12 protein-coding genes are annotated in these 13428 nt (G+C 74.8%); 9 read left to right on the forward strand and 3 right to left on the reverse strand.

Translation table 11 applies throughout. The annotated features are described in order from the left end of the window. Positions 1-192 precede the first annotated feature (192 nt). Positions 193-900 carry a hypothetical protein gene (locus ACJTNH_RS20375; RefSeq protein WP_458179037.1) on the reverse strand — a complete coding sequence of 236 codons (708 nt, stop codon included), beginning with the start codon at positions 898-900 and terminating at the stop codon, positions 193-195. Positions 901-1087: 187 nt separating this feature from the next. Between ACJTNH_RS20375 and ACJTNH_RS20380 the strand changes: the two genes are divergently transcribed. The 9 genes from ACJTNH_RS20380 (at position 1088) to ACJTNH_RS20420 (ending at position 10591) form a co-directional block, all read left to right on the forward strand. Beyond that, positions 1088-2257, forward strand: coding sequence for a sensor histidine kinase (locus ACJTNH_RS20380; protein ID WP_458179039.1), 1170 nt, complete (start codon positions 1088-1090; stop codon positions 2255-2257). Further along, complete coding sequence (locus ACJTNH_RS20385) at positions 2254-2913, forward strand: response regulator (RefSeq protein WP_458179041.1); 660 nt, start codon at positions 2254-2256, stop codon at positions 2911-2913. The genes ACJTNH_RS20380 and ACJTNH_RS20385 overlap by 4 nt, the downstream gene beginning before the upstream one ends. Before the next feature lie 130 nt (positions 2914-3043). After that, the gene (locus ACJTNH_RS20390; RefSeq protein WP_458179043.1) at positions 3044-5932 is read left to right on the forward strand and encodes a Na+/H+ antiporter subunit A; all 2889 of its coding nucleotides are present in this window, start codon (positions 3044-3046) and stop codon (positions 5930-5932) included. Continuing rightward, entirely contained in the window at positions 5929-6453 is a 525-nt protein-coding gene (locus ACJTNH_RS20395) for a Na(+)/H(+) antiporter subunit C (RefSeq protein ID WP_458179044.1), read from the forward strand. The genes ACJTNH_RS20390 and ACJTNH_RS20395 overlap by 4 nt, the downstream gene beginning before the upstream one ends. After that, positions 6450-8207 carry a Na+/H+ antiporter subunit D gene (locus ACJTNH_RS20400; RefSeq protein ID WP_458179046.1) on the forward strand — a complete coding sequence of 586 codons (1758 nt, stop codon included), beginning with the start codon at positions 6450-6452 and terminating at the stop codon, positions 8205-8207. The genes ACJTNH_RS20395 and ACJTNH_RS20400 overlap by 4 nt, the downstream gene beginning before the upstream one ends. Beyond that, the gene (locus ACJTNH_RS20405; RefSeq protein ID WP_458179048.1) at positions 8204-8788 is read left to right on the forward strand and encodes a Na+/H+ antiporter subunit E; all 585 of its coding nucleotides are present in this window, start codon (positions 8204-8206) and stop codon (positions 8786-8788) included. Before ACJTNH_RS20400 ends, ACJTNH_RS20405 begins: the two co-directional genes overlap by 4 nt. Next, positions 8785-9120: a monovalent cation/H+ antiporter complex subunit F gene (locus ACJTNH_RS20410; RefSeq protein ID WP_458179050.1), complete on the forward strand. Its 336-nt coding sequence runs from the start codon at positions 8785-8787 to the stop codon at positions 9118-9120. The genes ACJTNH_RS20405 and ACJTNH_RS20410 overlap by 4 nt, the downstream gene beginning before the upstream one ends. Next, positions 9117-9584 carry a monovalent cation/H(+) antiporter subunit G gene (mnhG, locus tag ACJTNH_RS20415; protein ID WP_458179052.1) on the forward strand — a complete coding sequence of 156 codons (468 nt, stop codon included), beginning with the start codon at positions 9117-9119 and terminating at the stop codon, positions 9582-9584. Before ACJTNH_RS20410 ends, mnhG begins: the two co-directional genes overlap by 4 nt. A 101-nt stretch (positions 9585-9685) precedes the next feature. Further along, positions 9686-10591 (forward strand): serine hydrolase, encoded by a 906-nt coding sequence (locus ACJTNH_RS20420; RefSeq protein ID WP_458179054.1) that lies wholly within the window; start codon positions 9686-9688, stop codon positions 10589-10591. Positions 10592-10618: 27 nt separating this feature from the next. Here the strand turns inward: ACJTNH_RS20420 and leuA are convergent, their stop codons facing one another. Next, positions 10619-12352 (reverse strand): 2-isopropylmalate synthase, encoded by a 1734-nt coding sequence (gene leuA / locus ACJTNH_RS20425; RefSeq protein ID WP_458179056.1) that lies wholly within the window; start codon positions 12350-12352, stop codon positions 10619-10621. A 305-nt stretch (positions 12353-12657) separates the two neighbouring features. Next, complete coding sequence (locus tag ACJTNH_RS20430) at positions 12658-13290, reverse strand: helix-turn-helix domain-containing protein (RefSeq protein ID WP_458179058.1); 633 nt, start codon at positions 13288-13290, stop codon at positions 12658-12660. Positions 13291-13428: the final 138 nt, after the last annotated feature.

Raw genomic sequence — 13428 nt, forward strand, 5'->3', positions numbered from 1 at the left:
CCGATGTCGACGCGCCCTCCCAGACCACCGCCCGCCAGAACGCCCGCTCCTTCTCCCGCGTGACCGCCACCAGCACACCCCTCCATCAGGGTGTTGCAAGCACCGCCTGAACTCGAGTCACCTGATCGACGGCTGTCCCCCCGCACCAGCGTCGGTGCGGGGGGACAGCCGTCGCTGGGGGAGGACGGTGCGTCAGGCGGCACCGGCCCGCGAGCGCTGCAGCAGCCGCAGTCCGACGACGACGGTCGGGACGGCGCCGAGCAGGGCGAACGCCGCGAACAGCAGCGGCTGGAACGGGAACGCCATCGACAGCCCCAGCGAGGCGACGGCCGGGGCCAGCAGCCACCAGCTGATCACCCCCGCCCGGGCCAGACCGGCCAGGGCCACGACCGGGCCGATCAGCCCGAACAGGGTCAGCGTGCCGACGACCCCCATCCCGGCCGAGCCCTCGACCGTGGTGAACAGCGACTCCGCCGTCGCCGGGTCGAGCTCGCGGCCGATCGCACCGGTCCAGAAGTCCGACAGCACCAGGCCGGTCACGCTCACCAGCCCGAGGGACGACAGCAGCGCACCGACGAGGGTGAGCGTGCCGCCCCGGCGACCACGGACCAGGGCCGGTGCCGCCAGCCAGGCCAGCGCCAGCAGCAGGTTGCCGTAGTGCAGCAGCAGCGCCGACAGCGCGGTCAGCCCCTCGTCGCGGGCCAGGGACTCGATGTAGTCGGCCGGGGCCATCGAGTCGGCCGTCGGCGAGGTGGCCATGCCCGCGACGTAGAGCAGCGGGCCGGCTACCAGGGCGCCGCCGGCGATCGGCAGCAGCCGGGCGGCGGTGCCGCGGGTGGGGCGATCGGCGCCGGAGGTGGGCGCCGGCCGGCCGGTGGGGGTGGGGAGCTGGGTGGTCATCGTCCGTCCTCGCATCGGGGGTGCACCGTCTCGTCGCGGTGTCGGCGAGGAAGTTAGGGACGGCGGGGGGTGGCCGGCGTCCGTCCGCACGCACCGACCGGGGTCCGCCGGGCGGGGGACGGGGACGGCGCCCGGGTCCGTCGCGCGGGGGATGTCCGGCCGGCTCCGGGCCCCCTACCGTGCTCGCATGCCGCGCTGGGACGTCCGCTCCGCCGGCCGCTGGGCCTGGCCCGCGGTGGGCGCGCTGATCGCCGGCATGGCCGTGCTCGAGTCGGCGATCGACACCTTCTTCCGCCAGCAGCTCGCGCTGGTGCTGCCGGGGCTGGCGGTGGGGCTGCTGCTGGCCTGCTGCCCGCGCTGGCCGACGGCGGCGGCGCTGCTGGGCTCGGCGACCGTGCTGGGCAACTTCGCGCTGGGCGCACCCGGACCGGGCGGTGCGCAGCTGATCGGCATGGCCGTGCTGGTCGGCCACGCCGCGGCGGTGCTGCCGGTGCGCCGCGGCGTCCTGGCTGCCCTGGCGGCGACGGCGCTGGTGCTGGTGGCCGGGCTGCTGTTCTCCGACTCGCCGTGGGAGGGCTTCTTCTACCTCCTGGTCACCGGGGTCGCCTGGGGCGTCGGCGCGCTCGTGCGCCAGTCCCGCCAGCGCGCCCGCGAGCTGGAGGTGCTGGCGGCGCGGCTGGCCGCCCAGCAGGAGACGGTGGCGACCGCGGCCGCGGTCGCCGAGCGGGCCCGGATCGCCCGGGAGGTGCACGACTCGGTCGCCCACTCGGTGAGCGTGATGGTGCTGCAGATGGGCGGTCTGCGACGGCTGCTGCCCGACCGGCCCGAGGCCCAGGAGGTGCTGCTGGGCCTGGAACGACTGGGCCGGGAGGCGGTCGAGGAGATGCGCCGGGTCGTCGGGGTGCTCCGCGAGCCGGCCACGGGCGAACCCGCGCCGCAGCCGTCGCTGACCCGGCTGGACGCGGTGCTCGACGAGCTGCGGGCCGGTGGCGTGCCCGTCGAGCTGCAGGTCACCGGCGACCCGGTGCCGCTGCCGCAGCTGGTCGACGTCTCGGCGGTCCGGGTGGTGCAGGAGGCGCTGTCCAACGTCGTCCGGCACGCCGGGGCGGCCGCGACCCGGGTCGAGGTCGGCTGGCGACCCGACCGGGTCACGGTGACCGTCACCGACGACGGCCGGCCCCGGGTGACCGGTGCGGTCGTGGACGCCGCACCGGGCGGCTTCGGGCAGCTGCACATGCGGGAGCGGGTCGCGGTCGCCGGCGGCAGCCTGGAGGTCGGGCCGGTGCGCGGGGGCGGTTACCGGGTGCGGGCGAGCTTCCCGGTGCGAGCGGTGCGCGCCGCGGCGGTGGCCGGGTGACGATCCGGGTGGTGCTGGTCGACGACCAGGCGATGGTGCGCACCGGCCTGCGCATGGTGCTGGCCGCCGAGCCCGACGTCGAGGTGGTGGGTGAGGCAGCCGACGGCGCGGAGGGCGTGCGCGTGGTGACCGCGCTGCGCCCGGACGTCGTCCTGCTCGACGTCCGGATGCCCGGCGTGGACGGGCTGGAGGCGGCGCGGCGGATCGTCGCTGCCGGCCTGCCCACCCGGGTGGTCGTGCTCACGACGTTCGACGAGGACGAGTACGTGAGCGCCGCGCTGCGGGCGGGGGTGAGCGGGTTCCTGCTCAAGGTGGCCCCGCCGGAGGACCTGGTCGCCGCGGTGCGCACCGTCGCCGACGGCGGTGGGCTGCTCGACCCGGCGGTGACGCTGCGGGTCATCGAGTCCTTCGCCACCGCGCCGGCCCCCGACCCGGTGCGCGCCGCGGCGCTCGCGCAGCTCACCGAGCGGGAGACCGACGTGCTGGCGCTGGTGGCCGCCGGGCTGTCCAACACCGAGATCGCCGGCCGCCTGTACCTGGGCGAGGCGACGGTGAAGACCCACGTCAGCCGGGTGCTGCTGAAGCTGGGCCTGCGCGACCGGGTGCAGGCGGTCGCGTTCGCCTACGAGAGCGGCCTGGTCACGCCCGGCCGGTGACCCCCGGTCGATGATCTCCCGAGTCGCCGGGGACGGCGATCACCGGGAAGATGGGGCGCAACGATTCGATCGCGCCGATCTGCGGTGCGTGCACCTGCACGCCCGGCCGACGACGACCGGAAGGGACCCGTTGGGCCTGCTGCTGCTCCTCCACCTCGTCGCCGCGTTCGCCGCACCGTTGCTCGTCCGCTGGTGGGGCCGGCAGGCGTTCCTGGCGCTCGCGCTGGCCCCGGGCGCGGCGTTCGGCTGGGTGCTGACCCGGCTGGGCCCGGTGGTCGACGGCGAGGAGGTCCGGCAGACCCTCTCCTGGATCCCGGCCCTGGACCTGGAGATCGCGCTGCGGCTGGACGCCCTGTCGCTGACCTTCGCCGCGCTGGTCACCGGGGTCGGTGCGCTGGTGCTGGTCTACTGCGCGCGCTACTTCGAGCCCGACGAGGAGGGCGTGGGCCGGTTCGCCGGGGTGATGACCGCCTTCGCCGGCTCGATGCTGGGGCTGGTCCTCGCCGACGACGTCCTGGTGCTCTACGTCTTCTGGGAGCTCACCACCGTCTTCTCGTTCCTGCTGATCGGCGGGTCGGGGGCCAAGCTGGCCGGGCGGCGGGCGGCCAGCCAGGCGCTGCTGCTCACCACGGCCGGTGGGCTGGCGATGCTGGTCGGGCTGCTGATGGTCTCCGCGGCCAGCGGCAGCCGCCTGCTGTCGGCGATCGTGGCCGACCCGGGCAGCGGCCCGGTGCTGGTGGCCGGCACGGTGCTGGTGCTGGCCGGTGCGGTGACCAAGTCGGCGATGGTGCCCTTCCACTTCTGGCTGCCGGCCGCGATGGAGGCGCCGACCCCGGTCAGCGCCTACCTGCACGCGGCGGCGATGGTGAAGGCCGGCATCTACCTGGTGGCCCGGCTCGCCCCCGGCTTCGCCGACGTGCCCGGCTGGCGGCCGATCGTGCTGGGCCTGGGCGTGGCCACCATGCTGATCGGCGGCTGGCGGTCGCTGCGGCAGAACGACCTCAAGCTGCTGCTGGCGTTCAGCACGGTCAGCCAGCTGGGCTTCCTGATCACCATGGTCGGCGCCGGCAGCGAGGAGCTGGCCGCGGCCGGCCTGGCCATGACGGTCGCGCACGCGCTGAGCAAGTCGACGCTGTTCCTCACCGTCGGGGTGGTCGACCACGCGACGGGGGTGCGCGACCTGCGCCTGCTGTCCGGGCTGGGCCGCCGCATGCCGGTGCTCGCCGGCATCGGCACGCTGGCCGCGGCCAGCCTGGTCGGCCTGCCGCCGTTCCTGGGCTTCGTCGGCAAGGAGGCCGCCTTCACCGCGCTGTGGGACGGCGGGCTGCCCGACCGGGTCACCGCGGTCGTCGTCCTGGTCGGCCTGGTGCTGGGCTCGGTGTTCACCGCCGCCTACTGCGCGCGCTTCCTCTGGGGCGCGTTCGCCCGCAAGCCGGAGCTGCCCGACACCGCGCCGGAGGAGCTGGAGCACCACCCGGGGCCGCTGTTCCTCACCGCGCCGGCCGTCCTGGCGCTGGCCGGGCTGGCCGCCGGCCCGGCGAGCCCGCTGCTGGACCACCTGGTGGTCCGCTACGCCGAGACCCTGCCGCTGATCGCCCCGGAGGCCGAGCACCTGGCGTTGTGGCACGGGCTGCAGCCGGCGCTCGCGCTGTCCGCGGTCACCCTGCTCGGTGGTGCCGCGATCTTCGCGCTGCGCTCCCGGTTCAACCGCCTGCAGCAGCGGCTGGCCGTCGGCGCCTCCGCCGACGAGGGCTACTGGAACACCCTGCAGGCGGTCGACCGGGTCGCCGTCCTGGTCACCGGGACGACGCAGCGCGGCTCGCTGCCCACCTACCTGGGCACGATCCTGGTCGTCGTCCTGCTGCTGCCGGGCTGGGTGCTGCTGGCGCGCACGCCGTGGCCGGACGAGTGGCGGGCCTGGGACACCCCGCTGCAGGCGCTGGTCGGCGCGGTCGTGCTGATCGCCGCGGCGCTGACGCTGCGGCTGCGCCAGCGGCTGTCGGCGGTGCTGGCGGTCGGGATCACCGGGTACGGGCTGGCGCTGCTGTTCGTGCTGCACGGCGCCCCGGACCTGGCGCTCACCCAGTTCCTGGTCGAGACGCTGAGCCTCGTCGTCTTCGTGCTGGTGTTGCGCCGGCTCCCCAAGGACATCGGCGACCGGCACCGGCCCGCCGAGCGCACGGTGCGCGCGGTCATCGCCGTCGCCGTCGGCCTGGTGATGGCCGGGGTGGGTGCCGCGGCGCTGAGCGCCCGCACGGCCACGCCCGTCTCCGCCGACATCCCCCAGCTGGCGCTGGAGGAGGGCCACGGGGAGAACGTGGTCAACGTGATCCTGGTCGACATCCGGGCCTGGGACACCCTGGGCGAGCTGTCGGTGCTGGTCGTGGCCGCCACCGGGGTGGCCAGCCTGGTCTTCCTGCGGCGCCGCACCGGTGCCGTCGACCGGGCCTCCGAGGAGCACACCTCCGGCGGGGACCCCAGCGACGCACGGCGCGCGCCCCGCAGCCGCTGGCTCTCGGCGTCCTCGACCCTGGCACCGCAGCGCCGGTCGGTGGTGCTCGAGGTGGCCACCCGGTTCCTCTTCCACACCATCGTGGTGTTCTCGCTCTTCCTGCTCTTCTCCGGGCACAACGACCCCGGCGGCGGGTTCGCCGGTGGTCTGGTGGCCGGCCTCGCCCTGGTGCTCCGCTACCTGGCGGGCGGGCGCTACGAGCTCGGTGAGGCGGCGCCGGTCGACCCGGGCCTGCTGCTGGGCGCCGGCCTGTTGTTCGCCGGTGGCACCGGGGTGACCGCGCTGCTGCTGGGCGGGCAGGTGCTCGAGTCGGCCTACCTGCAGACCGACCTGCCGGTGCTCGGGCACGTCAGCCTGCCGACCGCGCTCTTCTTCGACATCGGCGTCTACCTGATCGTGGTCGGTCTGGTGCTGGACATCCTGCGCAGCCTGGGCGCGGAGCAGGACCGCCAGGAGGACGAGCAGGACCCCGTCGACGCCGCGCCCGGTGAGGTGATCGTCCGATGACCCCCACCGTCGTGCTGCCGGTCGTGATCGGCGGGCTGTACGCCGCCGGCGTGTACCTGCTGCTGGACCGCAGCCTCACCCGGGTGATCCTGGGGTTCCTGCTGCTGGGCAACGCCACGAACCTGCTGCTGCTGTCCGCCAGCGGCCCGTCCGCGCTCGCGCCGGTCTTCGGCTACGCCGAGGCGGAGGAGATGAGCGACCCCCTCCCGCAGGCGCTCGTGCTGACCGCGATCGTGATCACCTTCGGGGTGACCGCGTTCCTGCTCGCGATGGTGCAGCGGTCGTGGCAGCTGGTCCGCCAGGAGGTCATCGAGGTCGACGAGGAGGACCGCCGGGTCGCCACCCGTGAGGGCATGGACGCCGACGACATGGACCCCGACGACCTCCCGACCGAGGACCGGCCTGCCGGCAAGGGCAACGCACTGCCCTCCGACGCGGACGTCGCCGAGCGGCTCGCCCAGCGCTACCGGGGCCCCTCGGACGACATCACCCTGCCGCCGACCCGTGGGGGCCGGTCGTGATCGGGGTGCTGGCGCCGCTGCCGGTGCTGCTGCCGCTGCTGGGTGCGGCCGCCGCGCTGCTGGTCGGCCGGCACGCGCGGCTGCAGCGCACGGTCAGCATCCTGGTGCTCACCGCGGTCGTCGCCGTCTCGGTGGCGCTGCTGCTGGTCGCCGACGCGAACGGGGCCGCCGCCGTCGCCGTCGGCGACTGGCCGGTGCCGGTGGCGATCATGCTGGTGGTCGACCGGTTGTCGGCACTGATGCTCGTCGTGGCCAGCACCGTCGGCCTGGGCGTGCTGGTGTTCGCGGTCGGGCAGGGCACCGCCGACGGCGACGAGAACACCCCGCTGTCGATCTTCCACCCGACGTTCCTGGTGCTGATCGCCGGCGTGAGCTACGCCTTCCTGGCCGGCGACCTGTTCAACCTCTACGTCGGCTTCGAGGTGCTGCTCACCTCCAGCTACGTGCTGCTCACCATGGGCGGTTCGGCCCCGCGCATCCGCGCCGGCATCACCTACGTGGTGGTCAGCCTGCTGAGCTCGTTGCTCTTCCTCGCCTCGATCGGGCTGGTGTACGCCGCGACCGGCACGGTGAACCTGGCGCAGCTGGCCGGCCGGCTGGGCGACCTGCCCGAGGGCACCCAGCTGCTGCTGCACAGCCTGTTGCTGATCGCCTTCAGCATCAAGGCGGCGGTCTTCCCGCTCTCGGCCTGGCTGCCCGACAGCTACCCGACGGCACCGGCGCCGGTCACCGCGGTCTTCGCCGGCCTGCTCACCAAGGTGGGTGTCTACGCGATCATCCGCACCCAGACGCTGCTGTTCCCCGACGGTGCGCTGGAAGACGTGCTGATGTGGGCCGCCCTGGCGACGATGGTGATCGGGATCCTCGGCGCGGTGGCGCAGAGCGACATCCGGCGGCTGCTGTCGTTCACCCTGGTCAGTCACATCGGCTACATGGTCTTCGGGATCGCGCTGGGCTCGGCGGCCGGCCTCGCCGGAGCCGTCTTCTACGTCGTCCACCACATCGCCATCCAGACCACGCTGTTCCTCGTCGCCGGGCTGATCGAGCGGCGTGGCGGCACGATGGCGGTCGACCGGCTGGGCGGGCTGGCCACGGCGTCCCCGCTGCTGGCCGTGCTGTTCTTCGTCCCGGCGATGAACCTCGCCGGGATCCCGCCCTTCTCCGGCTTCATCGGCAAGGTCGGCCTGCTCGGTGCCGGGGTCGCCGACGGTGGCTGGGGGGCCTACGTGCTGGTCGGCGGGGCGGTGGTCACCAGCCTGCTGACCCTGGTCGCTATGTCCCGGGTCTGGACGCGGGCCTTCTGGCGGCCGCCGGCGCAGGCCCCCGCCGCGGACACCGCGGCGGCCGCCGCCCGCGACGCCGGCCCCGACGACGGACCGGACGAGGTGCCGCCGGGCACCGACGAGCCGGACGACGAGACTGCCGACGTCGACGAGCCGGCCGGGGGCGCGACCTCCACCAGCACGGCCCGCCGCACGGGCCGCCGTGGCGCCTGGGCGCGGCACGTCGCCGTGGCGACCGCGGCGCCCGGGGGTGGCGACGGCCGGCCCAGCGGCGGCGACGAGGACCGGGAGCCGTCGCTGCAGCCGCTGCCGGCGGTGATGACCGCGGCCACCGCGGTGATGGTGGCGCTCACCGTCGGGCTGACGGTGGTCGCCGGCCCGCTGTACGGCATGACCGACCGGGCCGCGCGGGACCTGCTCGACCGCGTCCCCTACCTCGAGGCCGTCTACGACGCGGAGGCCGGGCGATGAGCGGCGCACTCCGGCTGCGGCACCAGCTGCCGGTGCTGACCTGGCTGGTGCTCGTCTGGATCCTGCTGTGGGGCACCTGGTCGTGGGCCAACCTGCTGTCCGGGGTCCTGGTCGCGGTCCTGGTGACCAACGTCCTGCCGCTGCCCGCGGTCGTCGGCGGGGCGCGGGTGCACCCGGTGGCCCTGGTGGTCTTCGCCGGCTACTTCCTCAAGGACCTGGTCGTCTCCAGTGCCCAGGTGGCGTGGCAGGCGATCCGGCCCAGTGGCATCGAGCAGGGCGCGATCATCGCCGTCCAGCTGCGCACCGACTCCGACCTGCTGCTGACCCTCATCGCCGAGGCGCTGACCCTGGTGCCGGGGTCGATCGTGCTCGACCTGGACCGGCCACGCCGCACCCTCGGCATCCACCTGCTGCACGTGGACGACGCCGACGACGTGGAGCACCAGCGGGCCGGGGTGCTGACGATGGAGGACCGGGTCGTCCGCGCGTTCGGGACGGCGGAGGACATCGCCCGGCTGGACCAGGACGGCCCGGCCGGGGAGCCGGCCCCGGGACCGGACGGCCGGGAGGTGCGGCGGTGACGGTCTTCTCCTTCGTCGTCTACGCGCTGCTCGGGGCCGGTGCCGTGCTCGCGGTCGTCCGGCTGGCGCTCGGGCCCTCGCTGCTGGACCGGGTGGTCGCCACCGACACGCTGCTGGTGATCATCACCGCGGGGCTGGCCGTGTACGCGGCGCTGCACCGCGACCCCACGATCGTGCCGGTGCTGGTGGTGGTCTCGCTGCTGGCGTTCGTGGGCTCGGTGGCCGTGGCCCGTTACGTCGGCGGCATGCTGATGCGCTCGCCCACCGACGACGGCGAGGAGTCCGGGCTGGCCCCACCCGGTGCCCGTCAGGACCGGGAGGGGACTCCGTGAACGACTTCGACTCGGTGGCCGACTGGGTCGCCGCAGGCTGCCTCCTGGTCGGCGCGTTCCTCTGCCTGACCGCGGGGCTCGGTGTGCTGCGGTTCCCGGACGTGCTCTCCCGGATGCACGCCGGCACGAAGCCCCAGGTCATGGGCGTGCTGCTGATCATGGTCGGTGGGGCGATCCGGCTCACCGGCTGGTCGGCCACCTGGATGCTGCTGCTGGTCGCGGCGTTCCAGCTGATCACCGCCCCGGTCAACGCGCACATGGTCAGCCGGATCGCCTACCGCCGCCGGCACGTGCGCCGGGACCTCCTGGTGGTCGACGAGCTGGTCGGCGCCCAACGCGGGGCGGAGCTGCGCGCCGGGCAGGAGGGCATGAGCGGCGACCAGCCCGCCGATGCTCCCGAGCACACCCGGCGGACCGACGACCCCCGGACGCCGGACGACCTGGACCAGGCCCTGCCCGACTGACCCGGACGCGGGCTGCCCGCGGTGCGGCGGCCGGAGCCGGCGCGGCGCTGTGCCGCCGGGGAACGGTGGCGACGGGGGGCAGGCGGGCGCACCATCGGGGCATGGCCGGGCGCCGCACGCGGGCGGGGATCGTCGCGGTCGCCGGGGCGCTGGTCGCCGGCCTGCTGGTCAGCCCGGCGCTCTGCTCCGCCGGCTCCGCCCGGACCCTGGACGACGCAGGTCCGGTGCCGTCGGTCCGTCAGGTGGAAGGACCCTCCAGGCCGAGCCCACCGGCCCCGTCGGTGCCTCTCGTCGACCGGGACGCGGTGCTGGTCGCACTGCAGACCGCCGGCCGGTCGGCCGGTGTCGCGCTGGAGGCGGTGGTGCTGGACCGGGACGCATCGGTGCTCATCAGCACGCCGGCCGCCGACCAGCCGGTCCCCAGTGCCTCGCTGGTCAAGCTGCTGGTCGTCCAGCAGCTGCTGGCCAGGGCAGAGGTCGGCGTCCTCGCGCTCGGGCCGGGCGACCTCGACCGGATGGAGCGGGCGATCACCGCCTCGGACGACACGGCGATGAGCCTGCTCTGGGACGCCCACGACGGGGCCGACCTCGTCCGGTCCGCGGCAGCGACCTTCGGGCTGACCGGCACCACGCCACCGGCCCGTCCCGGGCAGTGGGGTGAGGCGTCGATGTCGGCCGCGGACACCGGCCGGTTCCTCGCCGCGCTGACCGCGGGAGCGCCCGGTGCCGCCGCGCTGCTGGCGTGGATGCGCGGCGTGACCGCCACCGCGGCCGACGGCTTCGACCAGCGGTTCGGGCTGCTGGCCGGCGGCACCGGCGGGGAGGTGGCGGTCAAGCAGGGCTGGATGTGCTGCGTCGCGGGGCAGCGGCACCTGCACTCGGCCGGCGTGCTCGGTGACGGCCGGGTGGTCGTCCTGCTGGGGGAGGCAGCCAGCTGGGTGTCGTGGGCCCGGGTGCGGCAGGCCCTCGACGAGGCCGCCGCGGTGCTGGTGGCCGGCACGGCGTGACGCCGCGCCGGCCACCGGCACGTGCGGTCAGCGCTCGGCGCGGTTGACCGCCGAGACGATGGCCCGCAACGAGGCGGTGAGGATGTTCTCGTCGATGCCCACACCCCACAGCACCCGCTCACCCACGGCGCACTCCACGTAGGAGGCCGCCCGGGCGTCACCCCCGGCGCTGAGCGCGTGCTCGGCGTAGTCGAGCACCCGGACGTCGACGTCCACGCTGCGCAGCGCGTCGACGAACGCCGCGATCGGCCCGTTGCCGCGGCCCTGCACGGTCACCGGCACCCCGCGGTCCATCAGCTGGACGCTGATCTGGTCCGGTCCGTTGCCCGAGGCGGTGTGCTCGTGGCCGGTGAGGGCGAACCGGCCCCACGGCGCATCGGCGTCGGGCAGGTACTCGCTGCTGAACGCCGTCCACATCTGGGCGGCGGTGACCTCGCCGCCCTCGTCGTCGGTGTGCCGCTGCACCACCGCGCTGAACTCGATCTGCAGCCGGCGCGGCAGGTCCAGGTGGTTCTCGGTCTTCATGATGTAGGCGACGCCGCCCTTGCCGGACTGGCTGTTCACCCGGATGACGGCCTCGTAGCTGCGGCCGACGTCCTTGGGGTCGATCGGCAGGTACGGCACGGCCCACGGGATCTCGTCCACGGTGGTGCCGGCGGCCTCGGCGTCGGCCTTCATCACCGCGAAGCCCTTGTTGATCGCGTCCTGGTGGGAGCCGGAGAAGGCGGTGTAGACCAGGTCGCCGCCGTAGGGGTGCCGCTCGTGCACGCCCAGCTGGTTGCAGTGCTCGACGGTGCGCCGGATGTCGTCGATGTCGGAGAAGTCGATCTGCGGGTCGATGCCCTGGCTGAACAGGTTCAGCCCCAGGGTGACCAGGTCGACGTTGCCGGTGCGCTCGCCGTTGCCGAACAGGCAGCCCTCGATCCGGTCCGCGCCGGCCCGGTACCCCAGCTCGGCGGCGGCGACGGCGGTGCCGCGGTCGTTGTGCGGGTGCAGGGACAGGACGACGGCGTCCCGGCGGGCCAGGTTCCGGTGCATCCACTCGATCTGGTCGGCGTAGACGGTCGGCTCGGCCATCTCCACCGTCGCCGGCAGGTTGAGGATCGTCGGCCGGTCGACGGTGGGCTCCCAGACGTCGGTGACCGCGTTGCAGACCTCGACGGCGAACTCCAGCTCGGTGCCGGTGAACGACTCGGGGGAGTACTCGAAGCGGATCTCGGTGTCGCCGGCCTGCTCGGCCAGCTTGCGCACCAGCTGCGCCCCGTGGACGGCGATGTCGGTGATCCCGGCGCGGTCGGAGTTGAACACGACCCGGCGCTGCAGGGTGGAGGTGGAGTTGTACAGGTGCACGATCGCCTGCTCGGCCCCGCGCAGGGACTCGAACGTGCGCTCGATCAGCTCGTCCCGGGCCTGGGTCAGCACCTGGACGGTCACGTCGTCGGGGATCAGGTCGTCCTCGACGAGCAGGCGGATGAAGTCGTAGTCGGTCTGGCTGGCCGCCGGGAAGCCGACCTCGATCTCCTTGTAGCCCATCCGGACCAGCAGCTCGAACATCCGCCGCTTGCGGTCGGGGGTCATCGGGTCGATCAGCGCCTGGTTGCCGTCGCGCAGGTCGACGGCGCACCAGCGCGGGGCGGCCGTGGTGACCTTCTCCGGCCAGGTGCGGTCGGGCAGCGCGATCGGTGTGAACGGGGCGTACTTGCCGATCGGCATCGGCGAGGGCCGCTGGGGGTTGCGGGCGTGCGGGTGGGACTCGTTCATGGGGGCTCCAGGTGCTGCGGTCGCCGTGGTGCACACGGCTCCGGGAAGCGGTCAGCGGGCGCTGGGGACGCGCGAACCCCGCGACGAGGGAGCCGACCTAGGAGAGGGCCTCGCCGCGGCGGGTAAGCAGGAGGAGGCCGCGCACAGGGTCACGGTAGCAGCGGGGGCGGTCGCCGGCAGGGCCGCCGGAGGCGCCGGCCCGTTCGTCGCGTCCGCCGTCGGCCCCGGACGGCCGGTCGAGGGCCCGGCTGCCCGCGGACACACCGGGGTCGTCCGACCGCGGTGGGACCGGGCGCGCTGTCCCCTCAGCCCACGTCGCACCGGCAGGCGCACCTCTCGACGTGCGGCACCCGCAGGTCGGTGTCCAGCAGCGCGTCGCAGGCCGCGGGGCAGCTGCACGGGGGGTCGGGCGGTGAGGAGGGCAGCTCGCCGGCCAGGAAGCGACGCCGGAGCTCCCGCGCCGCTGCCTCCGCGCGGACCGCGCGCCGGGCCGCGGCGCGGTCGGCGAGCGAGTCGCCGGCAGCCGGCCGGTGGTGGTCGGGCGGTACCTCTCGGCGCCGCCGCCCGTCACGCACCCGGCGGTCCAGGTCGTAGGTGTACCGGGGTGCACGCAGCCGTGGGCGGTGCTCGCCGCCCCACCAGTCCTCGTCCCCGTGCCGGGTGTCCAGGTGGGCCGGCATCAGGCGCCCGGCGCCGTCCCGGACGGTGTCCTCGCGCATCGGTGCGAGCTCGGCACCCGACGGGTCGAGGACCGCCAGGCGGCAGCCGGCCGCGGCCGCGGCCCGGGCCAGGAGCGTGACCGGGAGGTCACGGGTGCCCTTCTCGGCCGCGGCCACCGCCGTCTTCGAGGTGCCGATCCGTTCGGCCAGCTCACGTTGCGAGCAGTCGGCGGCCCGGCGGATGCGCCGCAGGACGCCGGGGAGCATGAAGGTCTCCACCGGCCCACCCTCGGTCAGCCGTCAGACGCGGGTGACCCACCACGACGATCTGTGGACAGCCGCTCGTCGCGCTCGTCCGCGGTCCCGGGTGGGAGGTGCCGGACAGTCGAGCCCTGCCCCCAGGTGGGGGCAGGGCTC

The sequence above is a fragment of the Modestobacter lacusdianchii genome (genome assembly GCF_054177765.1).